The organism is Ancylobacter moscoviensis (assembly GCF_007559435.1).
GTDB classification, from domain to species: domain Bacteria; phylum Pseudomonadota; class Alphaproteobacteria; order Rhizobiales; family Xanthobacteraceae; genus Ancylobacter; species Ancylobacter moscoviensis.
In genome coordinates this window covers 372,084-396,165 of the sequence record NZ_VMBP01000001.1, presented here as the reverse complement: position 1 = coordinate 396,165, position 24,082 = coordinate 372,084, and the positions used below count along the sequence as shown (strand labels likewise).

Here is a 24,082-nt window from a genome sequence, read left to right as displayed (position 1 = left end):
TCTTGCGATGCCGCACGTCGTTTTCCGCCGCCTAGGCCTCTCTCTTCAAGCCGTCCAGATGGGCACGGATGTGAGCGGCCTCCGCCGCGCTCGTGGCGAGGCCGATGGCGGTGAGGAAACTCTCGCGTGCCTCGCCTGTGCGGCCGAGCTGCATCAGCAGCGCTCCGCGCAGGCCGTGATAATGGAAATAGCCGGACAGCCTGTCACCCAGCGGCTCGACCATGGTGAGCGCCGCTTCCGCGCCCCTCAGCTTCGAGACCGCCACCGCGCGGTTGAGCGTGATTACCGGCGAGGGCTGCATGATCTCCAGCGTCGCGTAGAGCAGATCGATCTCTCCCCAGTCGGTGTCTTCGGGGGTCGGGGCGCGGGCATGCAGGGCCGAGATCGCCGCCTGTACCTGATAGGGCCCCGGCCGGTGGTGGCGGATCGCCTTGTCGAGCAAGGCGAGCCCCTCGGCGATCATCGGACCGTTCCACTGGCCACGATCCTGATCGTCGAGCAGGATCACCGCGCCGTCCTTGTCGAAACGCGTGCCGGCGCGGGCATGCTGCAGCAGCATGAGCGCGGTGAGCCCCATGATCTCCGGCTCCGCCGGGAACAGGCGCAGCAGCAGACGAGCGAGGCGGATCGCCTCCTCGCAGAGCGGCTCGCGGGCGGCGGACGTGTCGCGGGCGGCGGAATAGCCCTCGTTGAAGACGAGATAGATCATGGCCGCGACGGCGCCGAGCCGCTCCGCGCGCTCCACCGCGCCCGGGGCCTCGAAGGGCACGCCCGAGCCTCCGCTCTGGGCCTTGGCGATGCGCGCCTTGGCGCGGGTGACGCGCTGCTCCATCGCCGCCTCGCTGACAAGGAAGGCGCGGGCGATCTGCTTTACCGACAGGCCCGAGACGATGCGCAGGGCGAGCGCGATCTGCTGGGTCGCGGGCAGGTCGGGATGACAGCAGATGAACAAGAGGCGCAGCACGTCGTCGCGGTAATGCGCGCCGTCTATGCGCTCGGCAAGCACGGCCTCGGTGTCCTCCGTGTCGGAAAACGCTTCCTCGGGCGGCAGCTCGGTCTGCTTCGCCTGCCGGCGCACCGTGTCGAGCGCGACGTTGCGGCCGACGAAGATCAGCCAGGCGGCGGGATCGCGCGGCGGGCCGTTCTGCGGCCAGGTCTTCAGCGCGCGCAGGCAGGCTTCCTGAAAGGCTTCCTCGGCGAGGTCGAGATCGCGGAAATAGCGCAGCAACGCGGCGACAGCCTGCGGTCGGGCGGCCGTCAGTGTCGAGCCGATCCAGTGCGCTTCCTCGGATGTCATGGCGCGAAGGTGCCCGGCACGAAGAGGCTGACCGGCCGCACCTCATAGGCGCCGCCGGGATTGGCGCGGGCGAGCTCGCGGGCGATGGACAGCGCCTCTTCCAGATCGGCGCAATCGATGGTGTAGAAGCCGAGCAGCTGCTCCTTGGTCTCGGCGAAGGGGCCGTCCAGCACGAGAGGCGGGTCCTGGTCCTTGCGCAGCGTGGTGGCGGCGGTGGTCGGCAGCAGGCGTGCTGCCGGGCCGAGCTTGCCGGCGCTGGCCAGCTTCTCGTGGACCACGGCGAGCCGCGCCATCACCGCGTCGTCTTCCTCCTTGGTCCACGAGCAGACGACGTCTTCCTGATGGTAGCAAAGCAGGGCGTAGAGCATGGGCGGCCTCCTGGGGTGCGTGAGGATCAGCCGCCGCTGATGGCGGTGATGACGAAGACGTCGGCGCCGGGCGCCAGCGGTGTCGAGAGCCTGGCGCGGCGGCCGTCGACGAAGACGTTGATATGGCGCCGGATCGCCGGCGTCTCGTCGCAGATGCGCTCGCGCATGCCGGGCCAGAGCGCGTCGAGCCCGTCCACCATCTCGGCGACGCTGCGGGCGGGCAGGGCGACGAGCCGGTCGGCGCCGGGGAACAGCACGACGAGATGCGGCGGCAGGCGCACGAGGACGGGGACCGCGTCCATCGGCTGCCGCACCGCTTTTTCGCCCATGGCATTCACCGCTCGATCACCAGCGTCTCGACCGAGGTGATGGTCGGCAGATATGGCGCGACGCAGTCCCATGTGTCGCCCTCGTCGATGCTGGCATAGAGGCCGCCGGCATTGGTGCCGAAATAGACCCCGGCCGGCTCCATCGTGTCGGTCGCCATCGCCTGGCGCAGCACGTTGAAATAGGCGCTGTCCTGCGGCAAGCCCTCGCGCATGGCCTGCCAGCTCTGCCCGCCGTCGCGGGTGCGCCAGACGGCGGTCTTTCCTTCCGGCATGAAGCGGCCCTTGATGTCGCCGTTCAGCGGGATGAGGTAGAGGCCGTCCGGATCGCGCGGATGCGCTGCCGCCGGGAAGCCGAAGGAGGAGGGCAGGCCCTTTTCGATGCTCTCCCAGTGCCGGCCGCCATCGTCCGAGCGGTACATGCCGCAATGGTTCTGCTGGTAGAGCCGCGCCCCGCCGCCCGGCGCCATGACGAGGCAATGCACGCACTGGCCGAACTCGGGATAGTTCTGGTCCTCGGGCAGGAAGTCGGCGCGGGTGCCGCGGTTGCGGGTCTCCCAGCTCTCGCCGCCATCCTCGGTGGCGAAGACGCCGGCGGCGGAGATGCCGACCCAGATCTTCTTCTCGTCCGCCGGGTCGAGAACCAGCGAATGCAGGATCAGCCCGGCGCCGCCGGGATTCCATTCCGGTCGCGTCGGGTGCTTCTGCAGGCCTTCGACATGGGTCCAGCTCTCGCCGCCATCGGTGCTGCGGAACAGGCCGGCCGGCTCGACGCCGGCATAGAGGCTGCCGTCCGCGCCGGCGGCGAGGCTCCACACGGATTTCACCGGCGCGTCGCCGCCCTCATAGGCGAGGCCCTGGCTCGAATGGCTCCATGTCCGGCCGAAATCGGTCGATTTCCACACCGCCGGGCCGAACCATTCATTGCCGCCGCCGGCATAGAGGGTGCCGGTTCCCGGATCGGCGACGACATGGTTGGTCGGCCACGTCTCGCAGAACGGACCGCGCACCTCCCAGGAGCGGCGCGCGGCGTCGCTCTCGAGGATGAAGGCGCCCTTGCGGGTGCCGACGAGGATGAAGACCTTCTTCGCCATGACGCCCTCCCGTCAGGTGGTGGAGACGACGATCATCCACGACACGCCGAAACGGTCGGTCAGCGTGCCGAAGCTCGGGGAGAAGAAGGTCTTTGTCAGCGGCATGGTGACCTGTCCGCCCTCGGCGAGCGCGGCGAATGTCGCTTCCGCCTCCTCGGGCGAGGCGACGGAGAGCGCCAGCGAGATGCCGGAGAACGCCGCGCCGTCGGACTGGCAGCCGTCCGAGGCCATCAGCTCGGCGTCGCCGATCTTGAAGCTCGAATGCATGATCTTGTCGCCCCAATCGTCGGGGACCATGCCCGGCGGCGGCTGATCGGGCGCCTCGCGGAAGCGCATCAGCATGGTGACCTCCGCGCCGACCGCCTTCCTGTAGAATTCGATGGCCTCTTCGGTGCGGCCGTTGAACATCAGATAAGCCTGCACGTTCATTGGATTTCCTCCCTTGGCCGATCCGCGGCCATCGACATCGACGAGACGAGGACGAATGGGGAAAGCCTGAGCCGACATCACCGCGGAAATTTCGTCCGGCACGCCCGCGGCACGTTCTTCGCGCCGCTTTCGCCCGCCGGTCGTCCTCGGGCGGGTCCTGTCGAGAGGCGCAGCGAGCGGAGCTGCCCTCTGGAAAAATCTGAGACGCGGTGTCGGCTTTGGCAAGTCGGGCGCGTCCTTGGAGCACGACGGATATGTCAGGAGGACAAGCGCCCATGCCAAGCACCGTACGCCTGCACCGCGTTCTCGCGACCGGCCCCGAGAAGGTCTATCGCGCGTTCGTCGAGGCCGACGCCCTCGCGAAATGGCTGCCGCCCAACGGCTTCACCTGCACCGTGCATCATCTCGAGGCGACGGTCGGCGGCACGTTCAGGATGTCTTTCCGGAACTTCACGACCGGGCATGGCCATGCGTTCGGCGGCGAATATGTCGAGCTCGTCCCCGGCGAGCGCCTGCGCTACACCGACACATTCGACGACCCCAACCTGCCGGGGGAAATGCAGGTGACGGTGACGCTGAAGAAGGTCTCGGTCGGCACCGATCTCGATATCGTGCAGGCCGGCATCCCCGACGTCATTCCACCCGAGGCCTGTTATCTCGGCTGGCAGGAGTCGTTGCGAAATCTGGCAAGACTGGTCGAACCCGAGATCAACCAGTAGCGGTTCTGACATACCGCTCCGCGCGCGGAACGACGGCACAAGTTTAGCCGCAGCAATAATGGGGTCGCGGACAGCATATGCTTGCCGACTGCCCTATGGTAAGGACGTCGAGCAGCCGCGTTCATCAGCAACATCTGCGAGCCCGCATGGCGGAAGGCGCGAATTCCAACCCGACCGCAGCCATGACCGCCGCGTCGCGGGTTCGGCATGTCGTCATGGACACGCGGGGGCTCGGCCAGAAGGAGGCGGTCGCCGCCTGGCAGGAGAGCATCGGCGTTCTCTACGACGTCCGCCAGCGCAGCAAGGGTGACCCCTTCAGCTTCAGTGCCGACGCCTTTCATCTCGGCGAGATCGTGCTCACCGGCTATCGCTGCGTGGCGCACAGCTTCGACCGCACACGCGCCCGGATCGGCCGGGACGGGCTCGATCACATCACGCTCCAGCTCTGCCTCAGGGGCGGCCACGGAAGGCGGGACGGCGGATCGGCCGATCAGGCCAACCCGGGCGATTTCTTCATTGCCGATCTCGCGCAGGCACAGGCGACCGCGACGACGGCGGAGTTCGACAGCCTCAACTTGACCATACCCCGCCGCCTGCTGGCGCCGCTGCTCAAGGCGCCGGACGAGCAGAACCTGCGCCGCATCCGGGGCGATGCACCGCTCGCCGCGCTGCTGCGCAATCATCTGGGCGGCCTGTACGCCGGTGCCGGCCGGATGAGCCCGGAGGAGGCCGAAGCGATCGTCCAGCCGACGATCGAGCTTGCCGCTGCCGCGCTCAATGCCTCGGTAGCGGAGGAAAATGCCGCCGCCGTCCAGCTCGCCCTGACGGGGCAGATCGGCCGCTACATCGACGAGCGTCTCCTCGACCCGGCGCTCGCCAGCGAGGAGATCGCGGCTGCCTTCGGCATTTCGACGCGCAAGCTCTACTATCTGTTCGAGGCGCATGGCGGTGTCGCGTCCTACGTCACGCGGGGGCGGTTGCAGCGGGCGAGAAAGATGCTTGCCGATCCCGCCCAGCAGGGCCGGAGCATCGCGGATATCGCCGAGCTCCACGGCTTCGCCTACCGCACCAATTTCGTCCGTGCCTTCCGCAAGCTCTTCGGCATCACCCCGCGCGAGGTGCGGGCGCACGCCGCCGAGGGGCGCCGCATGCGTGATGATCCCGGCGACGACACCACGATGTGGCACTGGATCCGCCAGCTTCGGTGAAACAGTCCGAGCAGATCGGCGGACGTGGCAGCCGCAATACGATTCGAGAGATGCGGATCATCTCGATTCCACCAAGATAGTCGTGGGATTTGCACGGCCGGATACGGATTCGGCAGCCCCGGATACATTTGCGATCGGCGCCGTTCATTTCCTTGCACGCGCAATAATGCCTGACCCAAAGTCGCCCGCGTTGCCGGGAAGGCAGGTTCCCGGAAGGGCGTCGCACGCTTCGTACAGGTGAAGCGCGAGCGCCTTTTCGGCCTGCCTCGGCGATGCCATGCGTTTCGGGGGGGTATCAATGGCACGGGTGCGGCTGGGTTTTCGAAAGGGGCGGACCGCTGGGGCATTTCAGTTCCGGTCAGCACCTCGGCCGGTGTTGCCATCGGGGTCGGTCCGGCTTGCGCGCCTCCCCGCCGCCCTGCTGGCGACAACCGCCGCCATCGCCCTCGGCCATGCCTCGCCCGCGGGGGCGCAAACGGCCTGGACCGGCGCCAATTCGGACAACTGGTTCGACCCCGGCAACTGGAGTGCCGGGCTGCCGAACAATGTCACCGACGCCGAGATCGACAACATCGCGATCAATGCCCCCGCCGTGTTCGCCATCGGCGCCAATGCGCGCGACCTCACGGTCGGCAACAGCGCGGTCGGTTCGCTGGTGGTGCAAAATGGCGGCGTGCTGCTGACCACGACCGGCTATCTCGGCCGGGGGCTCGGCTCGACCGGCGCCGTCACGGTGGTCGGTGCGGATTCGACCTGGGCGAATACGGGCGACTTCTACGTCGGCGACCAGGGCAACGGCATATTGATGATCGCCAATGGCGGCGAGGTCACCAGCAACGATTCCTTCGTCGGCAATGTCGGCTCGGGTCTCGTGACGGTCACCGGCACGGATTCGACCTGGAACGTGACCGATCCCCTGATCGTCGGCAATTTCGGTAGCGGCACGGTCAATGTCGACACGGGCGGCACCGTGAACACCGAGCGGGTGACCGTCGGCGCCGGCAACGGCTCGGAGGGCATCCTCGACATAAGCGGCGGCGAGACGCGCTGGATCGCCTCGAGCGAGTTCACGGTCGGCGACGAGGGTACCGGCACCGTCACGGTGTCCGGCGGCGCCACGGTGGAATCGCAGACCCTCGTGCTCGGTTTCGGGTCGACCGGATTGGGCTTCGTCACCCTCACCGGCGCGGACACGTCGTGGACCACGACGGCGAGCACCGGCATCGGCAGCGACGGCGTGGGGCATCTGCGCATCGAGGCCGGGGCGGCGCTCGGCACGGTCAGCCTCTCGCTCTCCACCGGCTCCGGCGTGGTCACCGGAGTGGGATCGAGCCTGACGGCGAGCAGCAACATCTTCGTCGGCGCCAGCGGCGAGAGCACGCTGACCGTCGCCGATGGCGCCGGCGTGACCAGCGACGGAGCGACGATCGCGCTCCTCGGCATCGGCACCGCGAACGTGACCGGCGGCGCCAACTGGACGAGCAACTCGACCTTCACCGTTGGGCACTCCGGTCTCGGCACGCTCAACGTCACCGCCGGGGGCACGGTGAACACGCTGGATTCGCTCGTCGGTCGTTTCGCTACCGGCGTCGGCATCCTTAATGTCGAGGGCGGGGGGTCGAGCTTCGTCAACACCGGGAACATGCTGATCGGCGACGAGGGCACCGGCGCGGTGTCGATCACGGCCGGTGGCGCGGTCGAGGCGCAGAGCGTCCTTCTCGGGCGCGAAATCGGCTCCGGCGGCAGCGCTTCCATAACCGGCGCCGGCTCCTCGCTCACCAGCCACGAATTCCTGCTCGTCGGCCTGGAAGGCAACGGGGTGATGTTCGTCGAGAATGGCGGGCAGGTGAATTCGGTGGTCGCCGCCATCGGCGCCTCGACCGGCGGCATCGGCGAGGCGACGGTTGCCGGCGCGACCTGGATGAACAGCGGCGATCTCGTCATCGGCGCCGACGGGACCGGCGTGCTTACCCTCGCTGAAGGCGGCCGGGTCGAGGTCGGTGGCACGACACAGATCGCGGCGGGGGCCGCCTCGTCCGGCACGCTGAACATCGGCGCCGCCGAAGGGCAGGCGGCCGTCGCGCCGGGCACGCTCGCGGCGAGCGCGATCACGTTCGGGCCGGGCGCCGGCGCCATCGTCTTCAATCACAGCTCGACCGACTATCAATTCTCCGTCGGTATGAGCGGCACGGGCGCGATCGACGTTCTCTCCGGCACCACGGTGCTGACCGGCGATTCCAGCGGCTTCGCCGGCGCGACGACGGTCAGTGGCGGCACTCTTTCGGTGAACGGGGTTCTCGGCGGCACGCTGGACGTTCTCGCCGGGCGTCTGCAGGGCACCGGCACGGTCGGCTCGACGCACATCGGCGGGGGCGCCGTCATCGCACCGGGAAACTCCATCGGCACGCTGAACGTCGCCGGTAATGCAACCTTCGAGGCCGGAAGCCTCTACGAGGTCGAGGTCGATCCGAACAGCACGGCCGGCGACCGGATCCATGCCACCGGCACCGTCACGATCAATGGCGGCACGGTGCAGCATGTCGGCCTCGGCGGTGCCTATGCGCCGTTCAAGAGCTACACCATCATTGCCGCCGATGGCGGCGTGAACGGCACGTTCACGGCTGTCACCTCCGACTTCGCCTTCCTCGATCCGACGCTGAGCTACGATCCCAACAACGTCTACCTCACGCTCATCCGCAACGATGTGGGCTTCGGCAGCGTCGGCTGGACGCCCAACCAGATCGCCACCGGCTTCGGCGTGGAGAACCTGGGCCTCGGCAATCCGGTCTACGATGCGGTGCTCGGCCTCTCGCAGGGCCAGGCGCGCTATGCGTTCGACCAGCTCTCGGGCGAGGTCCACGCCTCGGCGAAGAGCGTGCTGATCGACGACAGCCGCTTCGTCCGCGAGGCGGCCGTCGATCGCCTCCGGGCGGCGCTCGACGGCGTCGGCGCCTCTTCGCCGCCGGTGATGGCCTATGGCGAGGGCGGACCGCAGCTCGCGGCGCCGACGACCGATCGTTTCGCCGTCTGGGGACAGGGTTTCGGCTCCTGGGGCCAGTTCGACAGCGACGGTAACGCCGCGCATCTCGACAGCTCGACCGGTGGCTTCTTCATCGGTGCCGATATGCCGATCTTCGAGACCTGGCGGCTCGGCATCCTCGCCGGATACAGCCGGACGAATTTCGACGTCGACGACCGCGCCTCCTCCGGCAGCAGCGACAATTATCCACTCGGCCTCTATGCCGGCACGCAATGGGGCAATCTCGGCTTTCGCTCCGGCCTCGCCTATACGTGGCACGCGATCGACACCAGCCGCTCCGTCCTCTTTCCGGGCTTCGGCGAGAACCTGAAGAGCAGCTACGACGCGGCGACCTTCCAGGCCTTCGGCGAGTTCGGCTACCGCCTCGACGTGCGGTCCGTGGCGTTCGAGCCCTTCGCCAACCTCGCCTATGTGAGCTTCGATAGCGACGGCTTCACCGAGCAATGGGGTGCGGCGGCGCTCCATGCCGGCGGCCAGACCACGGACACCACCTTCACCACGCTCGGCCTGCGTATCGCGGCCGGGCTCGATATCGGCGGCATGGACGTGACGGCGCGCGGCACGCTCGGCTGGCGTCATGCCTTCGGCGACACCACGCCGCTGTCGACGCAGGCCTTCGCCGGTGGCGATCCCTTCACCGTCGCCGGTGTGCCGATCGCCCGCAATGCCGCCGTCGTCGAGGCGGGCCTCGATGTCAGCCTGACGCCGCAGGCGACGCTCGGCATCGCCTATAACGGCCAGCTCGCCTCCGATGCCCGGCAGAACGGCTTCAAGGCCGACCTGACCGTCAGGTTCTGATCCGAGATCGTCGCCCGAATCCCGGAGACAAAGCCGGCCGGCTCCCGCGGAGAGGGCTAGGCCGGCATGAGGGAGATCAGCGCGCCAAGCGTGATCGCGGCTTGCGCGGCGGCGGCGGCGACCAACAGCAGGCCGACGCATCGTGGCGCATTCCGAGGCTCCCGCATGGCATAGGCGCCACGCTCGGTCGGATAATGCCCCCGCTGATAGCCAACCCAGAAAAGGCAGCCTGCGAGGACGCCGAGCAGCGTGGCCGAGGCCAGATGCGGCAGGCTCCAGGCGATGAGCGCCTTGCGCGCGGTGAGGGCGGCCACGAGCATGGCGAGAAAGCCGGAACGCAGCCAGGCGAGGGCCGTCCGCTCGAACTGCAGGCCGCTGTCCTTTGCCGGCGAGGGCGCGTGTCTCGGGTTGTCATCCATCATGGTATCCTCACCCGATGATGATGAGCCCGGTCAGCATGGCGGCGATCGCGGTGACGACCAGCGTCAACAGCGGCAGCATGAGGCTTCTGGGCAGATCCTGCGCGTGGCGCATGGCGCGTTCCGCTCCCGCCCAGTGGCGATAGGCGAAGCCGCCGAGCAGACCGCCGACAACCAGCAGGAAGAGCGACAGCGCGAGTCGCAGCGGCGGTGTCGCGAGGTGGGAGGCGTACTGGTCGATCCCGACGGCCCCGGCGATCAGCGCCAGCGCCGTCCGGATCCAGGCCAGAAAGGTCCGCTCATTGGCGAGCGAGAAGCGATAATCCGGCCGCGTTCCCGAATGCCACCACTTCATGGGACGACCCGCCCGGTGAGGTTCCCGCCCGTCCGCGGTGGCGGCGGCTGCGTCGACGTATCCGGGCTCACGCAAAGCATGGCTCGAGCATTCCGGCGACGTCGGCGACGCGATCAATATCGAGGATCGAGGAGATGAGGCTGGCCGGATCGATGCCGGCGAGCCTCATATTCTCGGTGGCCTTCCCAATTACGAGATCGTCGTCGACGGGCCTGAGTTCGCCACCCAACGGCGCCTCGATCGAACGATGGAATTCACGGCCGTCCGTTGCCACCACCGTCGCGGTGGCGGACGGGCGGCGCCGGCTCCCGTTCATCAGGTCGTCCATGGCCGGATCGATCGCGACTTCCACCTTGTCGGCGATGGCATGCAGGCGCGGATCGGCGAAGGCGTCGCTTGTGAACCATCCGGTACCGGCTGCACGGCCGGTTGCGATGGCCCCGATGAGGAAGGGCAGGCTGAACTGCGCGTCGATCGGATTGACCGGGCGACGCTCCATCAGCTTGTCCGCCACCACGCCAAAAGTCGCGATCCGGATCGCGACGATGTCCGATGCGGCAAGGCCGGCGTGCCGGTAGGCCGATTCGAAAGCCTCCAGTGCCGGAGCGAGCCATCGACATGCCGGATAGGTCTTGAAGCTGCCCTTGCCGGCCAGCCACTGCCTGCCGAGGCCTTCGGTGACGAGGGAGGTGTCGAACCGATCCGAACCGATCATCCGCCAGTAGCCCTGGGGTCCGTCGAACAGGTCGGCGCTGCCGACGAACCCTTCCTCTCCCATGATCGCCGCCTGCACGCCGGCCTGCGCCGCCGGCGCGACGCCATCCTTCAGCGAAATGATCGGCCGCGTGCGCCAGTTGTATTTGTGCAGGCTCGGCAGGGGCGTCAGCGCACCCGCCAGTCCGAGGGCATTGCGCAGCGCCTCCGCGTCGAAGCCGGAGAGCCTGCCGAATGCGACGGCGGCCCCGATCGTCTGATGCTGGCCGACGCCGTAGACCTGCCGGAAGCGGCGCGCGGTTGGCTGCATGGCGAGGATCAGGCGGTTGTTGATCTCATAGGCGGCGGCGAGGGCGGCAAGAAACTCGCGGCCGGAAACCCTTCTTGCGCCTAGCGCGGCGAGCGCCGCCGGCACGATGCTCGCGCTCGGGTGCCCCATGCCCTTGCCATTCACCTCGAAGCCGTCGTCATAGTCGAGCGCGTTGGCGATGACGCTGTTGGCGAAGGTCGCGGCGACCGGGGCGAAGCGCTCCGCCGTTCCGAAGACCCGGCACGTCCCCCCTGGTCCCATGCGTGCGGCGACCGCCCGCGCGTTGCGCGCGATGTCGAGACCGGCTCCCGCGAGGGCGCAGGCGATCGTATCGAGGAGATGCAGCTTGATGCGATGGCGCACGGTTGCGGGGATCGCGTCGTAGTCGAGTTGCGCGGCAAAGCCCGCGACCTCCCGGGTGACGTGGTCGCTGCCCGGCCCATGATGGGCCGACGGGTCGTGGGAGGCATCGCGCGATGCCGGATGCTTGGCCATGATCATGTCGGGAATGGAAGCCGGGAACAGCGCGGATTCAGCGACGGAAGTACTTGAGGAAGACATGTCGCTCGATGGCGCCGGCGGTCAGCGTCAGCGGCAGGATCACCGCCACGAAGAAGGCCGCGACCATGGTGAGGACTTCCAGCGGGCGGAAGGTGTGGATCGACAGCCTTTGCCCTTCGTAGAGAATTTCGCCGACCGCGATGTAGCTTCCGAGCACCGAGTTCTTGATCGCCATGACGCACTGGCTGGTGAAGGGTGGCAGCACACGCAGGAAGGCGAGCGGCCCGGTCACGCGCAGCATCACCGTCGCCGGGCGCATGCCGACCGACAGTCCCGCTTCGATGAGGCCGCGGTCTACCGCCTGCACGCCGGCCCGGAAGATTTCCGCATAGAACACGCCGGAATAGAGCGCGATGGCAAAGACGCAGGTCCAGAACGCCGGAAGGGCGAGCCCCGTCAGAATGGGCAGGCAGTAATAGCACCACACCACCAGAACCAGCGGCGGGATGGACCGCACCACCTCGATGACCGCCGTCGCCGGGTAGCGCAGCAGGCGGCGTTCGGCCATGCGGAACGGGGCCAGCACGAGCCCGACGAGGATGCCGAGGCCTACCGAGAGCACCACGAGCTGGAAAGTGACCAGTGCGGCATTGAGGAGCAGGCCGCGATATTCGTTGAAGATCGAAAAATCCCACTCGTAGGTCACGCCGCGCCTCCCGCATTCTCCTGACGGTGACTGGCGAAAAACTGTCGCGCGCGCGGGTTCTCCGACCGGCTCATGACGAAATCGGGTGCGCCGCGCTCCACGATCTGGCCGCCCTCCAGCAGCACCACTTCGTCGCACGCATTGCGCGCGAAACTCATCTCGTGGGTCACGACCACCATGGTGGTTCCGCTCCTGGCCAGATCGAGCATGACCTGCAGTACCTCGCCGACCAGTTCCGGATCGAGCGCGGAGGTCGGCTCGTCGAACAGCATGATCTTCGGCTGCATGGCGAGTGCGCGGGCGATCGCCACCCGCTGCTGCTGGCCGCCGGACAGGCGGATCGGATAGCTGTCCGCCTTGTCCTTCAGACCGACACGCTCCAGCAGGTCGAGCCCGCGCGCCTCGGCCTCGTCCCTCGACATGCCGAGCACCTGCACGGGTCCCTCCGTGACATTGCCGAGCACGGTGCGGTGCGGCCACAGGTTGAAGTGCTGGAACACCATCGACATCGCCGCCCGCTGGCGGGCGAGGCGCGCGGCCGGGAGCGGCCGGCGGCGCCCGCCAGCGCCGGTCTCGAAGCCGATCTCCTCGCCTTCGAGCAGGATGCGGCCGGCGCTCGGCACCTCCAGCATGTTGAGGCAGCGCAGCAGCGTCGACTTGCCCGATCCGCTGCGGCCGAGCAGCCCGACCACCTGCGAGGGCTTCACCGAGAGGGACACGCCCTTGAGCACCTCGTGCGCACCAAAGGACTTGCGCAGATCGTCCACCACAAGCAGCGGCACATCCGCGGAAACGGGCGGGCTGACGGCGCTCATCGGTCTGGCCTCATGCGTCGGGGCGTTCACTGGGAGGTCGGGACGTACTTCGCCCAGATCTTCTCAAGCGTGCCATCGGCCCGCAGCGTGTCGAGCTGGCCGTCGAGCCAGTCCCGCAGGGTTTTGTCGTCGCTCTTGCGCAGGCCGATATTGGTGGGCTGGGTGCGCATGGGCGTCGGAATGACCATGATGCCGTTCTTGCGGGCCTTGAGATACTGGCCGATCTGCACGTCGCTGGTGACGAGGGCATCGGCGCGCCCGCTCTGCAGTTCCAGATACATGTTGTCGCTGGATTGCACGATCGACCAGTTGGTCTTGGGCATGAGAGGCTGCAGCGCGCGGGTCGCGCCCGCCCCGTCCACCGCGGCGAGGCGGATCGACGCGGTGTCGATCTTTTCCCAGGTGGCGTAAGCCTCGGCAGGCCCCTTCAGCGTGAGGATGGCGAATTTGAGCTCGCCCATCGGCTCGGTGAAGTCGATCGCCTTTTCGCGCTCGGGCGTCGCGTTATAGGCGCCGAGAAGATCGAAGCGGTCCGACTGGAGCCCGGCGACCGCCGTACCCCACTGGGTTTCGACGTATTCGATCTTCACGCCGATCTTCGTGAAGATCGCGTCCATGACGTCGGGCACCAGGCCGCCCCAGTCGCCACTCGCGAGGTTCTTCTCGTACCATGGCGGAGCCTGCACGGCGCCCACGCGTACCAGTTTGGCGTCGACGATCCTTTGATAGTCGCTGGGCACCTGCGCCTGCACGTCCTGGCTTGCCAGGCCGGCATATGTCACCGCCGCCAGGGCAACCGGCAGGAATCGACGCGTCAAGCTTCGCATGAACTGCATTGTCCGTCCTCTGGTCTGGATCGTCCGGCCGTTGAGCGATTGCCGGAAGCGCCTTTCTGGCTTGTACCGAAAGGGTGGCGCGCGCTTCTCATTCTGTCCAATATCAAATCTTTCAAGATTCATAGCCTGAAGGAATGAGATGGACAGGCGTGAGATGACGATCTTCACCACCGTCATGCGGCTTGGCTCGGTCACCGCGGCGGCCACCGCGCTCGACATGGCCCAGCCGTCGGTGAGCAAGGCCATCGCGTTGATGGAACATCGCCTCGGCTTTCCCCTGTTCGAGCGCATACGGGGACGGCTGATACCCACCGCCCAGGCGGCCCTGGTGCTGGAGGAGGCCCTGCGGATCGAGGACGAACTCGCCCGCTTCGACCGATATCTTGACGATGTGCGTCACCTGCGGGCCGGCCAGTTGCGCGTGGCCGCGACGCCGGCTCTCGCCCTCAACCTCCTGCCGCTCGCGGCGGCGATGTTCCGTCGGGACCTGCCAGACTTCGGCCTCGCGCTCGACATGCATCTCAACCACGAGATCGCCGGTCTGGTCGAACGCGGCCAGTACGATCTCGGGCTGGCCGTGATACCGACAGCCGACGAAAGGGAGGAACTGACGGTCGTCCGGCGCGGGCGGATCGTGGGCGTGCTGCCAACCGCCCATCCGCTGGCTGCGCAGGTCGCCATACGGTGGGAGGAGATCGATCCCGCCGAGCTGATCTACATCACGACCGACGCACGGCTGGTGATGCTGCTGGCGGCCGGCATTCCCGATTTCCTGAATCGTCAGCAGTCGGCGACGGAAACCAACCGATATTCGATTGCCGTTCATCTGGTGCGTCAGGGGATGGGCGCGACGCTGGTCGACGAGTTCACCATGATCGGGGCGGCCGCCGAGGGTCTGGCCGTTCGTCCGTTCGAGCCGGAATTGAAGGTCTCGCTGGTCATGGCGCTGGGCGCGCGGCGTATCGCGCGCAAGGCCGTCGAACGGTTCGTCGCGTCGATCCACTCCGTGCTCGACGCGGAGCGGCCCTGGTAGGCGAGACGCGCGGCGTGCCGCCGGCGGGTGCGCTGCGGCCGGTCGGTGAGGGTTCCCCGTCCCTCCGGGGAAGGAGCGGGGTCAGACCATCGGCCGACCCCGACAAGGTGGGAGGGTGACGGCGTTCCGCGTCTACTGGAGATCGATGAGGATCTTCAGTTCGGTGCCGGCGGGGCTGAGCAGGGCTTCGAAGCCGTCGCGAACGACGTCGTCGAGGCGGATGCGCCGCGTCACCACCTTCTCCGCCGGCAGGATGCCGGCACCGATCATCGAGGCGACGCGCGGCCACATCAGCGTCGAGTAGCACCACGAGCCGCGCACATCGATGTCCTTGAAGGTCACGGTGAAGCCGTCGACCGCCGGCTTTCCGACATGCAGGCCGACCTGCACGACGACGCCCTGCCGCCGCACCGCCTCGATGCAGGTGGCGAGCGCCGCCTCCGCGCCCACGCATTCGAGCGCGACATCGACGCCGACATGGCCTTCCGTCTGGTCGCGGATCGCCTCCACCACATCGTCGGACTTCGGGTTGAGGGTGATGACATCCGGCAATAGCTGCCGGGCCATGGCGAGCCGGTTGTCGTTGGTGTCGGAGAGGAAGATCCGGCTCGCACCCGCCGCGCGCGCCGCCAGCACCTGCAACTGGCCGATCGGTCCCGCGCCGGTGACGAGCACGCTGGAACCCGGCTTCACGCCGCCGCGGTCCGCGGCATAGACCGCCACGGCCGTCGGCTCGATCAGCGCGGCCTGCTCGTCGCTCACCGAGTCCGGCATGCGGAACACGTTGTAGTCGTTGACCACCGAGTATTCCGCCATGCCGCCCCATGGCCACATCAGCCCGACAATGCCGAGCTTGTCGCTGAGCTGGTAGAGGCCGCGCCGGCCGAAATAGTCGTCGCGCGGCGACACCAGCGGCTGCACCGACACCTTGTCGCCCGGAGCGACATCGCTCACCTCCGGGCCGACGGCGATGACGGTGCCGCCATATTCATGGCCGAGCACCTGCGGCAGCTTCGCGCCCGTGTAGGGGTGCGGCTGCGTGGGGATGAAGATCGGGCCGGCGGCGTATTCGTGCAGGTCGGTGCCGCAAATGCCGCAGAAGCGGTTGCGGATGAGCACCTCGTGCGGGCCGAGCGTGTCCCGGTCGGGTTCGGGCAGGTTCTCGACGCGCACGTCGCGCTTGCCGTGGAAGCGGGCGGCTTTCATCTGTGTCCTCCTTGATCAGGCTTTCCCGGCGAGGGCGTCGAACGCCTCGAGCGCGCGTCCCGCATAGACGGTCGAGGGGCCGCCTCCCATTTCGATGCTCACCGCCAGAACCTCCGCCAGTTCCTCGCGCGAGGCGCCGTGGCTCGCGGCGTTGGCGACGTGGAACAGGATGCAGTCGCCGCAGCCCTGATGGACGGCGATGGCCACGGCGACGAGCTCCTTGAGCTTTGCCGGCAACAGACCTGGCTTCGACGCCTCCATCATCAGCGAACGATAGGCCACCATGGTCTGCGGCGCGGCCTTGGCCAGAGCACTGAAGCGCTGGTTCATGGCCTTGAGCTCAAGCGTAATGTTCTCGGTCGATGCCATGTCGCCCTCTCAGATGAACACCATGCCGCCGTCGACGAGCAGCGACTGGCCGGTCATGAAATCGGAGTCGGAGGAGGCGAGATACCGCGCGACGCCCACGAGATCGTCGGCGCGCGAGGGGCGTCCCAGCACGGCGCCGGCGGCGAAGCTGTCGAAGGCCTCGTTGACCTTGTGGGTGAGGCCGCTGTCGCGGAAGCCCTTGTCGATGGTGTCCCACATCGGCGTCGCCACCACGCCGGGGCAGAAGCAGTTGGCGGTGATGCCGTCCTTGCCGAAGGCGCGGGCGACGGCCTGCGTCATCGCCACCACGGCGAATTTCGAGGCGCAGTAATGGGCCAGAGGCTCGTAGCCCTGCTTGCCGGCGATGGAGGCGGTGTTGACGATCTTGCCGCCGCCGCCCTGCTGCTTGAAGGTCTTGACCGCCTCCTGCATGCCGATCAGCACGCCGAGCGCGTTGACGTCGGTGATGAAGCGCCAGTCCTCCTCGGTGATGTCGAGGAAGGGCCTGGTCTGGGCGACGCCGGCATTGTTGAAGATCACGTCGAGCCGGCCGAACGCCTCGACCGCGCGGTCGATCATGGCGCGGACCTGCGCGCGTTCGCGTACGTCGACCGCCACCGCGACGGCCTTGCCGCCCGCCTTGGCGATCTCCCCCGCCACCTTGTCGGCGGCGGCCTGCGAAAGGTCGGCGACGGTGATATGGGCGCCGTCGGCGGCGAGCGCCGTGGCGATGGCGGCGCCGATGCCGCCGGCCGCGCCGGTGATGACGATGCTCTTGTTCGTGAGAATAGGCATGATTCCTCCCTGGCCGTCCGTGGGTCCGGCGGCCTGATTGTGGGTCGATGAGGCGGGGTGTCAGGTCCGGATATGGGCGAGCATCAGCTCGTTGACCCGGTTGGCCTTCTCCATCTGCACCATGTGGCCGGCCTCGCTGATGATCTCGGCCCTGGCGCGCGTGCCGAGAACGCCGGCATGCGTGGCGGGGATCACCTGGTCGCTCTCGCCCCAGATGACGAGCACCGGGGTTTCCGTCGCCTTCAGGGCCTCGGCGAGCACCGCGCTCTGCCGCCCGCCGGCGAAGAGAGCCGCGGCGAGCGCCGTGAGCGCCGCGTCGACGCCGTCGAGACGCTTGTATTTGAGCAGGTCGTCGACGAGTTGCCGGGTGACGGTCGCGGGATCGTGGAACAGCTGCTCCAGCACCGGTTTCAGGTCGCGGCGCGAGGCGGCGGCGACGAAGCCGTCGGTGTAGCCGCTGTTGATCTCCTCACCGAGCCCGGCCGAGCCGATCAGCGTGACCGAGGCCACCCGGTCGGGATGGTCGAGCGCGGTGCGCGCCGCGACCGCCCCGCCCATGGAATGGCCGACGAGATGCGCCGAGGCGATGCCCAGCGCGTCCATGAAGCCGGTGACGGCGGCGGAAAGCCCGGCGAGCGAGGCCTCCTGTACCGTCTTGTCGGACTGGCCGTGACCGGGCAGGTCGAGCGCGTAGACGGTGCCGGCCTCGGCCAGCGCGTCGATGTTGAACAGCCAGTTGTCGAGGTCGCCGCCGAAGCCGTGAATGAGGATGACGCTGGGCTCGCCTTCGCCGCGCCTGGCGTAGCGCAGGCGTCCGGCCGGGGTCTCGACGAATTCGTAGCGCGGTCCCGCCTCCTGCGCGTCGTCCTCCTCCGCGGCATGGGTGGCGTATTCGGCGACATAGGCATCGATATCGGCGTCCGGCACATCGTCATCGGCGATGACGCCGATCAGCGCCTTCACCGGGTAGATGGTGTCCGGGGCGCCGATCACCCGGCGCAGCGTGCCGGCCTCGTTGGCCTCGACCACGCCGGCGATCTTGTCGGTCTCGACCTCGACGATCTCGTCGCCGACCGACACCCTGGTACCGGCTGGCTTGAGCCAGCCGGTCACCTTGCCCTCCGACATCGACAGCCCCCATTTGGGCATGACGATCGGCTTGATGCGTTCGTTCATTCCGGTCTCCTTCGCGGCGGTCATCAGGCCGCGAGCGCGCGGGCAGTGGTCTTGTTGACGGCGGCGGCGATGGCGTCGGCCGAGGGGATGTAGAGGTCTTCGAGTACCGGCGAGAACGGCACCGGCGTGTGCGGCGCCGTCACCATCTGCGGTGCGGCCTTCAGGGCCCCGAAGGCGTTCTGCGCCACGTAGGAGGCGACGTCCGAGGCGATGGAGCAGCGCGGATTGGCTTCGTCGACCACCACCAGCCGGCCGGTGTTCTCGACGCTCTCGACCACCGTGTCCCAGTCGATGGGCGAGAGGGTGCGCAGATCGATCACCTCCGCCTGCACCCCGCTCTTCGCCAGCTTCTCGGCGGCGTCGAGCGCGCGGTGCACGGTGAGGCCGTAGCTGACGATGGTCACGTCCTTGCCCTCGCGCACGATGTTCGCCTCGGCGAAGGGGATGGCGTAGCTTTCCTCCGGCACGTCGCATTCGGCGCCGTAGAGGGCCTTGTGCTCGCAGAAGATCACCGGGTCGTCGTCGCGGATCGATTGGATCAACAGGCCCTTGGCGTCATAGGCGTTGGAAGGGCACACCACCTTCAGCCCGGGCACGTGGGTGAACATCGGGGTGAGCATTTGCGAGTGCTGGGCGGCGGCACGGAAGCCGGCGCCGACCATGGCGCGGATCACCACCGGCGTCTTCGCCTTGCCGCCGAACATGTACTTGAACTTCGCCGCCTGGTTGAGGATCTGGTCGAAGCACACGCCCATGAAGTCGAGGAACATGAGTTCCGCGACCGGGCGCATGCCGCAGGCGGCCGCGCCGATGGCGGCGCCGATATAGGCGCTCTCCGACAGCGGGGTGTCCATCAGCCGGTTGCCGTGCTTGGCGTGCAGCCCCTTGGTGACGCCGAGCACGCCGCCCCAGGCGTCGATCTCGCCGGGCGCGCCGGCGCCGCCGACGATGTCCTCGCCGAGCACGATCACGGTGGGATCGCGGCGCATCTCGAGATCGAGTGCCTCGTTGATCGCCTGCTTGTAGCTGATCTTGCGGGCCATTCTGGTTTCCTCCGGTGTTGTTCTGTTCGTTCGACGTGGCTCAGTAGGCGACGTAGACGTCGGTCAGGAGTTCGCGCGGCGTCGGCAGGGGCGCGCCCTTGGCGCTCTCTACGGCGGCGTCGATGAGGGAGGCGACCTCCCGGTCGACAAGGGCGATTTCCGCCTCGCTCACCACGCCGGCGGCGGTGACGCGGCTGGCGAAGATCTTCAGGCAGTCGCGGTTGGCGCGGTTGAAGTCGTTCTCGCCCTTGGCCTTGTAGGTCTGGGCGTCGCCCTCGAAATGGCCGAAGAAGCGCACGGTCTTGCACTCCAGCAGCGCCGGCCCGCCGCCCTCGCGCGCCCGGCGGACGATCTCGCCGGCGGCCTCGTAGACGGCGAAGAAGTCGGTGCCGTCCACCGTCACGCCGGGAAGGCCGAAGCCGGCGGCGCGATCGACATAGGAATCCACCGCCGTGGCGTATTCGACCGAGGTGGATTCGGCATAGCCGTTGTTCTCGACCACGAAGATGACCGGCAGGTTCCAGATCGCGGCGAGGTTCATGCTCTCCAGCACGGTGCCCTGGTTCGAGGCGCCATCGCCGAAGAAGGTGATGCCCACGCCGCCATCGCCGCGGAACTTCGCCGCGAGGCCGGCGCCGCAGATCAGCGGCGCCCCGGCGCCGAGGATGCCGTTGGCGCCCATCATGCCCTTGGAGAGGTCGGCGATGTGCATGGAGCCGCCCTTGCCGCGGCAGGCGCCGGTCGATTTGCCGTAGATCTCGCCCATCATCTCGTGGACATCGACGCCCTTGGCGATGCAGTGGCCGTGGCCGCGATGGGTGGAGGCGATGCGGTCGATGTCGGTGAGGTGCATCATGATGCCCGCCGCGCAGGCTTCTTCGCCGGCATACAGATGCACGAAGCCGGGAATGTCGCCCTTGGCGAATTCCACATGCAGCCGCTCCTCGAAATCGCGGATGGTGCGCATGGTGCGGTAGGCGGCGAGCAGCTGATCCCGGGACAGGGGGAAGGGGTTGTTCGTCATGGCGTCGGTTTCCTCCTTGGTGGTCGTTATGAGTGGGCGTTTTCCAGCGGCCTTGCGGCCGTCAGGCCGCCGACGAGCAGCTTCTGCCGCGCGGCGAACCGCATCACCGCCGAGACGTCGACGGTGCGGAAGGCGCGGTCGATGAGGGTGATCGCGACGTCCTGATGCGGGTCGAAGAACAGCTCGCGCTCGCCGTCGAGGGCGATGGAGCCGGCCGCCAGAGACGGCCGGTGGACCGTACCGGCCGGCATGCGCCGCCAGCTTTCCAGGCCGATGGTCTCGATGAGGCCGGGGGCGATGGGCGCGCGCACCTCCATCGCGCCCTGCCCGGCCGGGGCGAGGGTCACGGCGAGACCGCCCGCCTCGGCGCGCGTCACCGGCTCGACGAGCCCGGCGATGGCGGCCATGCCGATCACTTCCGGATCGGCGAAGGCGACATAGAGTTCGCGGAAGGTCTCCGGCCGCCACAGCGCGCGCGCGCCGATGAAGCGGTCGGTGACGACGGCGACATCGACCAGCGCGATCTCCGGCGCGCCGCCATCGATGCTGACCTCGATCTTCTTGTTGGCGGCGAAGGCGATCTCCGGCGGCACCCGGCCCATGGCGGCGAGGCCGGTGGCGAGCCCGGTGATGGTCGGCTCGCGATGCTCGGGGAAGGCATTGTTCGTACCGGTGGAGATGCCGGCGATCGGCACCGCGCCGCATTCGCTCACCACGGCGCGGTGGGTGCCGTCGCCACCGAGCACGATGATCGCCGCGACATCACCCGCGCTCGCCATCATCCGGGCGGCGGTCCGCGTATCCTCCACCGTGCCCGTGACCTTCATGTCGAGGAAACCGAGGCGCGGAAAACGTGCTTCGCCCTGGTTGGACGAGCGCTCCATGCTGCGCAGGAGATGGCTGGCGATGCCGCCGCGCTCCGGCATCATCACCGCCTCCTCGATGCCGCAGGCGGAGAGGGCGGCGAGCGCCCGCTGCACGATGTTGGCACGATCGGCGATCTGCACGCTGTTGGCGCTGGCGACGACGCGGCGTATGTCCCGCGCCGAAATCGGATTGGCGATAATGCCGACCTTCGGCGTCATCCGGCTTCCTTCCCTGGGCGTTTTCTTTTTGACGCTCTTCTCCGCAAGCGGCGGGCCAAGCGCCGGGATCCGGCTAAGTTGTTGATATGATTGATCCGCAAATTCGCGACGCCTGTGCTTGCGTTGCGGCAGAGCCGCCACAGGTGTGGCGTGTGGCGCTACAGTTGTGGCGAGCGGATGACGTAGAGGAAGGCGCCCTTTCGGGCGGACCTCGCGACTGCGGTGCTTGCAGGCGCCCCCGAACGGCGCGACACTCCCCGGCATAAAAAGAAAGATCGGCATCCGGGAGGACGCCCATGCGACATGATCAGGCCGCGCACATAGATGAGCTTGTGCGGGCGGCGAATGGTTATGCGACCCGGCGCGACGCCATCATCCATGATTCATGGCGGCGCTGCGTCAGCGAGCACAATCTCGCCCCGGAGATCCTCCGCGATCCCTGCATCGTCACGCGCGCCCAGCTGCGCGAACATCAGGATGCGATGGAGGAGTTCCTCTACACCGCGCGCTTCGGGGCGGAGACGCTGTACCGGCAGGTGACCGGCCTCGGCTATGTGATGCTGCTCACCGACTCGAAGGGCATCACGGTCGATTTCATCGGCGATCCGACCTTCGACAACAACCTGATGCGCGCCGGGCTCTATCTGGGCGCCGACTGGAACGAGCAGCATGCCGGCACCTGCGCGGTGGGCACCTGCATCGCCACCGGGCAGGCGCTGGTCGTGCACCAGACCGACCATTTCGACGCCACCCATATTCCCCTCACCTGCACGGCCTCGCCGCTCTTCGATCCGGCCGGGAACCTCGCTGCGGTGCTGGACATCTCCGCCCTGCGCTCGCCGGGGCCGAAGGAGAGCCAGTTCCTGGCGCTGCAGGTCGTGAAGTCCTTCGCGCACAAGATCGAGACCGCCCATCTCATCAACCGCTTCCGCCGCGAGTGGATCATCAGGCTCGCCGCCTCGCCGGAATTCGCCGATGTCGAGCCGGCCTATGTGCTGGCGGCGGACGGGTCGGGGCGGATCCTCGGTTTCAATTCCATGGCCCGCAAGCTGCTGCAGCGCGAGAGCGGGGACCGGACCGACGATCGTCCGCTGGTCGGGCGTTCGTTGACGGAGTTCTTCGACCTGACGGTCGACGACCTGCCACGCTTCGCCCCGTCATCGCCCGCCACGCAGCGCATGGTGCGGCTGGCGGCGAGCGGCACGCCGCTGTTCGCCCAGAGCGTGGCGCCGCCGAGCCGCCCCGGCGCCCCCGTCGGCGAGCCTGCGACGCCCGCTCTGCCAAGACCGCTGCGGGCGCTGTTCCGCGACGAGCCGGCGATGCAGCATGTGGTTTCCCGCGCCGCCAAGCTGGTCAACGCGCAGATGAGCCTGTTGATCTGCGGCGAGACCGGCAGCGGCAAGGAGCATCTCGCCAAGGCGATCCACGCCTCCAGCGGGCGCGCCGGCAAGCCCTTCATCGCGGTGAACTGCGCCGCCCTGCCGGAATCGCTGATCGAGGGCGAACTGTTCGGCTATGAATCGGGTGCCTTCACCGGCGCCGCCGCCAAGGGCAAGAAGGGGCTCGTCGTCGAGGCCGATGGCGGCACCCTCTTCCTCGACGAGATCGGCGACATGCCGCTCACCCTGCAGACGCGGCTGCTGCGCGTGCTGGCGGAGCGCGAGGTCACCCCGCTGGGGCGCTCAAAGCCGCTACCGGTCAATATCCGCGTCATCGCCGCCACCCATCGCGACCTCGTCGCCGAGGTGAAGGCCGGGCGCTTCCGGGAGGATCTCTATTTCCGGCTGAGCGGTGCGGTTCTCATGCTGCCGGCGCTGCGCGAGCGGGCCGATCTCGGCTGGCTGGTCGGCCAGCTATTGGCGGAGCGTACGCCGCCTGGCGGCCGCATCGATCTCAGCGACGAGGCGATCCGCGCGCTGCGCCACTATTCCTGGCCCGGCAACATCCGCGAACTGGCCAATGCGCTGGACTATGCCTGCGCGGTGGCGAGCGATGGAATCATCCGGCCGGAGGACCTGCCCGACATCGTGCGCAGGACGCCGCAGATGGAGCCGGGAATACCGGGCGCCGCCCTGCTTCCGCCGGCGGCCATGCGATTTGCGGGCACCGCCGCGATGCCCGGTAGCGCATCTGACCGTGACCATCTCATCGCCGCGCTTACCGCCCGCCAGTGGAATATTTCGGCGGCCGCGCGCGATCTCGGTCTGGATCGCACGACCGTGCATCGTCGCATGCGCCGCCTGAACGTCCGGCCTCCCTGGCAAGGCGAGCCACTCTTCCGGTAGGCACTGCCGATGGCGCGATCGCTATAACCCCCTGCCCAGGCGGGAGTCATTGCCGGGTAGCGATGTGAGAGCGGCCTTGCCGTGAGCGAGCCGAACGCGGGTGCGGGCGTCCGGGAGCGGCGGAATTCACC

General features: G+C 68.0%; 23 protein-coding genes. 5 read left to right on the top strand and 18 right to left on the bottom strand.

Features of this window, described 5'->3' with window-relative positions; genetic code table 11:
- Positions 1-31: 31 nt before the first annotated feature.
- From FO470_RS01770 to FO470_RS01750, 5 genes are read right to left on the bottom strand one after another with little or no spacing between them, the layout of a single operon-like run.
- Entirely contained in the window at positions 32-1,297 is a 1,266-nt protein-coding gene (locus FO470_RS01770; protein WP_144341207.1) for an RNA polymerase sigma factor, read from the bottom strand.
- Positions 1,294-1,665 (bottom strand): YciI family protein, encoded by a 372-nt coding sequence (locus FO470_RS01765; RefSeq protein ID WP_144341206.1) that lies wholly within the window; start codon positions 1,663-1,665, stop codon positions 1,294-1,296. The genes FO470_RS01770 and FO470_RS01765 overlap by 4 nt, the downstream gene beginning before the upstream one ends.
- A 26-nt stretch (positions 1,666-1,691) precedes the next feature.
- The gene (locus FO470_RS01760) at positions 1,692-1,994 is read right to left on the bottom strand and encodes a ubiquitin family protein (protein ID WP_144341205.1); all 303 of its coding nucleotides are present in this window, start codon (positions 1,992-1,994) and stop codon (positions 1,692-1,694) included.
- A 5-nt stretch (positions 1,995-1,999) separates the two neighbouring features.
- On the bottom strand, positions 2,000-3,085 hold the full coding sequence (locus FO470_RS01755) for a WD40/YVTN/BNR-like repeat-containing protein (RefSeq protein ID WP_144341204.1): 1,086 nt from the start codon (positions 3,083-3,085) through the stop codon (positions 2,000-2,002).
- A 12-nt stretch (positions 3,086-3,097) separates the two neighbouring features.
- Complete coding sequence (locus FO470_RS01750) at positions 3,098-3,514, bottom strand: VOC family protein (RefSeq protein WP_144341203.1); 417 nt, start codon at positions 3,512-3,514, stop codon at positions 3,098-3,100.
- 275 nt (positions 3,515-3,789) lie between these two features.
- Between FO470_RS01750 and FO470_RS01745 the strand changes: the two genes are divergently transcribed.
- The 3 genes from FO470_RS01745 to FO470_RS01735 all read left to right on the top strand — a co-directional run bounded on the left by FO470_RS01745 (position 3,790) and on the right by FO470_RS01735 (position 9,279).
- Positions 3,790-4,233, top strand: a complete 444-nt coding sequence (locus tag FO470_RS01745) for an SRPBCC family protein (protein ID WP_144341202.1) — start codon at positions 3,790-3,792, stop codon at positions 4,231-4,233.
- A gap of 182 nt (positions 4,234-4,415) precedes the next feature.
- Complete coding sequence (locus FO470_RS01740) at positions 4,416-5,441, top strand: helix-turn-helix domain-containing protein (protein ID WP_186291800.1); 1,026 nt, start codon at positions 4,416-4,418, stop codon at positions 5,439-5,441.
- A 373-nt stretch (positions 5,442-5,814) separates the two neighbouring features.
- The gene (locus FO470_RS01735; protein ID WP_186291799.1) at positions 5,815-9,279 is read left to right on the top strand and encodes an autotransporter domain-containing protein; all 3,465 of its coding nucleotides are present in this window, start codon (positions 5,815-5,817) and stop codon (positions 9,277-9,279) included.
- Positions 9,280-9,335: 56 nt separating this feature from the next.
- Here the strand turns inward: FO470_RS01735 and FO470_RS01730 are convergent, their stop codons facing one another.
- The 6 genes from FO470_RS01730 to FO470_RS01705 all read right to left on the bottom strand — a co-directional run bounded on the left by FO470_RS01730 (position 9,336) and on the right by FO470_RS01705 (position 13,926).
- Positions 9,336-9,701 carry a DUF202 domain-containing protein gene (locus FO470_RS01730; RefSeq protein WP_144341199.1) on the bottom strand — a complete coding sequence of 122 codons (366 nt, stop codon included), beginning with the start codon at positions 9,699-9,701 and terminating at the stop codon, positions 9,336-9,338.
- A 7-nt stretch (positions 9,702-9,708) separates the two neighbouring features.
- Positions 9,709-10,053, bottom strand: coding sequence for a YidH family protein (locus tag FO470_RS01725; RefSeq protein ID WP_144341198.1), 345 nt, complete (start codon positions 10,051-10,053; stop codon positions 9,709-9,711).
- A gap of 67 nt (positions 10,054-10,120) precedes the next feature.
- Positions 10,121-11,572, bottom strand: coding sequence for an MmgE/PrpD family protein (locus FO470_RS01720; protein WP_186291798.1), 1,452 nt, complete (start codon positions 11,570-11,572; stop codon positions 10,121-10,123).
- A gap of 37 nt (positions 11,573-11,609) precedes the next feature.
- Positions 11,610-12,284 (bottom strand): amino acid ABC transporter permease, encoded by a 675-nt coding sequence (locus FO470_RS01715; protein WP_144341196.1) that lies wholly within the window; start codon positions 12,282-12,284, stop codon positions 11,610-11,612.
- Entirely contained in the window at positions 12,281-13,099 is an 819-nt protein-coding gene (locus FO470_RS01710; RefSeq protein WP_144341195.1) for an amino acid ABC transporter ATP-binding protein, read from the bottom strand. Before FO470_RS01710 ends, FO470_RS01715 begins: the two co-directional genes overlap by 4 nt.
- A gap of 26 nt (positions 13,100-13,125) precedes the next feature.
- The gene (locus FO470_RS01705; protein WP_144341194.1) at positions 13,126-13,926 is read right to left on the bottom strand and encodes a transporter substrate-binding domain-containing protein; all 801 of its coding nucleotides are present in this window, start codon (positions 13,924-13,926) and stop codon (positions 13,126-13,128) included.
- Between the two features lie 163 nt (positions 13,927-14,089).
- On the opposite strand from FO470_RS01705, the gene FO470_RS01700 reads away from it, so the two are divergent.
- Positions 14,090-14,968 carry a LysR family transcriptional regulator gene (locus FO470_RS01700; RefSeq protein ID WP_159600628.1) on the top strand — a complete coding sequence of 293 codons (879 nt, stop codon included), beginning with the start codon at positions 14,090-14,092 and terminating at the stop codon, positions 14,966-14,968.
- 132 nt (positions 14,969-15,100) lie between these two features.
- Here FO470_RS01700 and FO470_RS01695 read toward each other — a convergent pair whose 3' ends face one another.
- From FO470_RS01695 to FO470_RS01665, 7 genes are read right to left on the bottom strand one after another with little or no spacing between them, the layout of a single operon-like run.
- On the bottom strand, positions 15,101-16,174 hold the full coding sequence (locus FO470_RS01695; protein WP_144341192.1) for a 2,3-butanediol dehydrogenase: 1,074 nt from the start codon (positions 16,172-16,174) through the stop codon (positions 15,101-15,103).
- 15 nt (positions 16,175-16,189) lie between these two features.
- Positions 16,190-16,543 carry a carboxymuconolactone decarboxylase family protein gene (locus FO470_RS01690; RefSeq protein WP_144341191.1) on the bottom strand — a complete coding sequence of 118 codons (354 nt, stop codon included), beginning with the start codon at positions 16,541-16,543 and terminating at the stop codon, positions 16,190-16,192.
- Positions 16,544-16,552: 9 nt separating this feature from the next.
- Positions 16,553-17,338 carry a glucose 1-dehydrogenase gene (locus tag FO470_RS01685; RefSeq protein WP_144341190.1) on the bottom strand — a complete coding sequence of 262 codons (786 nt, stop codon included), beginning with the start codon at positions 17,336-17,338 and terminating at the stop codon, positions 16,553-16,555.
- Positions 17,339-17,398: 60 nt separating this feature from the next.
- Positions 17,399-18,514, bottom strand: a complete 1,116-nt coding sequence (locus tag FO470_RS01680) for an acetoin dehydrogenase dihydrolipoyllysine-residue acetyltransferase subunit (RefSeq protein WP_144341189.1) — start codon at positions 18,512-18,514, stop codon at positions 17,399-17,401.
- A gap of 23 nt (positions 18,515-18,537) precedes the next feature.
- A complete protein-coding gene (locus FO470_RS01675; protein ID WP_144341188.1) occupies positions 18,538-19,557 on the bottom strand; it encodes an alpha-ketoacid dehydrogenase subunit beta in 1,020 nt (339 codons plus the stop codon).
- Between the two features lie 40 nt (positions 19,558-19,597).
- The gene (locus tag FO470_RS01670) at positions 19,598-20,581 is read right to left on the bottom strand and encodes a thiamine pyrophosphate-dependent dehydrogenase E1 component subunit alpha (protein ID WP_144341187.1); all 984 of its coding nucleotides are present in this window, start codon (positions 20,579-20,581) and stop codon (positions 19,598-19,600) included.
- A gap of 26 nt (positions 20,582-20,607) precedes the next feature.
- Positions 20,608-21,666 carry an ATP-NAD kinase family protein gene (locus FO470_RS01665; protein WP_144341186.1) on the bottom strand — a complete coding sequence of 353 codons (1,059 nt, stop codon included), beginning with the start codon at positions 21,664-21,666 and terminating at the stop codon, positions 20,608-20,610.
- Between the two features lie 296 nt (positions 21,667-21,962).
- Between FO470_RS01665 and FO470_RS01660 the strand changes: the two genes are divergently transcribed.
- On the top strand, positions 21,963-23,951 hold the full coding sequence (locus tag FO470_RS01660; RefSeq protein ID WP_144341185.1) for a sigma-54-dependent Fis family transcriptional regulator: 1,989 nt from the start codon (positions 21,963-21,965) through the stop codon (positions 23,949-23,951).
- Positions 23,952-24,082 lie beyond the last annotated feature (131 nt).

Excerpts from the sequence above, each read along its gene's own strand:
- FO470_RS01690 (WP_144341191.1), bottom strand. The coding sequence starts at position 16,543 with ATGGCATCGACCGAGAACATTACGCTTGAGCTCAAGGCCATGAACCAG.
- FO470_RS01750 (WP_144341203.1), bottom strand. The coding sequence starts at position 3,514 with ATGAACGTGCAGGCTTATCTGATGTTCAACGGCCGCACCGAAGAGGCC.
- FO470_RS01700 (WP_159600628.1), top strand. The coding sequence starts at position 14,090 with ATGACGATCTTCACCACCGTCATGCGGCTTGGCTCGGTCACCGCGGCG.
- FO470_RS01740 (WP_186291800.1), top strand. The coding sequence starts at position 4,416 with ATGACCGCCGCGTCGCGGGTTCGGCATGTCGTCATGGACACGCGGGGG.
- FO470_RS01685 (WP_144341190.1), bottom strand. The coding sequence starts at position 17,338 with ATGCCTATTCTCACGAACAAGAGCATCGTCATCACCGGCGCGGCCGGC.
- FO470_RS01705 (WP_144341194.1), bottom strand. The coding sequence starts at position 13,926 with ATGCGAAGCTTGACGCGTCGATTCCTGCCGGTTGCCCTGGCGGCGGTG.
- FO470_RS01665 (WP_144341186.1), bottom strand. The coding sequence starts at position 21,666 with ATGACGCCGAAGGTCGGCATTATCGCCAATCCGATTTCGGCGCGGGAC.
- FO470_RS01695 (WP_144341192.1), bottom strand. The coding sequence starts at position 16,174 with ATGAAAGCCGCCCGCTTCCACGGCAAGCGCGACGTGCGCGTCGAGAAC.
- FO470_RS01755 (WP_144341204.1), bottom strand. The coding sequence starts at position 3,085 with ATGGCGAAGAAGGTCTTCATCCTCGTCGGCACCCGCAAGGGCGCCTTC.
- FO470_RS01770 (WP_144341207.1), bottom strand. The coding sequence starts at position 1,297 with ATGACATCCGAGGAAGCGCACTGGATCGGCTCGACACTGACGGCCGCC.
- FO470_RS01660 (WP_144341185.1), top strand. The coding sequence starts at position 21,963 with ATGCGACATGATCAGGCCGCGCACATAGATGAGCTTGTGCGGGCGGCG.
- FO470_RS01670 (WP_144341187.1), bottom strand. The coding sequence starts at position 20,581 with ATGACGAACAACCCCTTCCCCCTGTCCCGGGATCAGCTGCTCGCCGCC.
- FO470_RS01760 (WP_144341205.1), bottom strand. The coding sequence starts at position 1,994 with ATGGGCGAAAAAGCGGTGCGGCAGCCGATGGACGCGGTCCCCGTCCTC.
- FO470_RS01680 (WP_144341189.1), bottom strand. The coding sequence starts at position 18,514 with ATGAACGAACGCATCAAGCCGATCGTCATGCCCAAATGGGGGCTGTCG.
- FO470_RS01720 (WP_186291798.1), bottom strand. The coding sequence starts at position 11,572 with ATGGCCAAGCATCCGGCATCGCGCGATGCCTCCCACGACCCGTCGGCC.
- FO470_RS01675 (WP_144341188.1), bottom strand. The coding sequence starts at position 19,557 with ATGGCCCGCAAGATCAGCTACAAGCAGGCGATCAACGAGGCACTCGAT.
- FO470_RS01725 (WP_144341198.1), bottom strand. The coding sequence starts at position 10,053 with ATGAAGTGGTGGCATTCGGGAACGCGGCCGGATTATCGCTTCTCGCTC.
- FO470_RS01710 (WP_144341195.1), bottom strand. The coding sequence starts at position 13,099 with ATGAGCGCCGTCAGCCCGCCCGTTTCCGCGGATGTGCCGCTGCTTGTG.
- FO470_RS01765 (WP_144341206.1), bottom strand. The coding sequence starts at position 1,665 with ATGCTCTACGCCCTGCTTTGCTACCATCAGGAAGACGTCGTCTGCTCG.
- FO470_RS01745 (WP_144341202.1), top strand. The coding sequence starts at position 3,790 with ATGCCAAGCACCGTACGCCTGCACCGCGTTCTCGCGACCGGCCCCGAG.
- FO470_RS01730 (WP_144341199.1), bottom strand. The coding sequence starts at position 9,701 with ATGATGGATGACAACCCGAGACACGCGCCCTCGCCGGCAAAGGACAGC.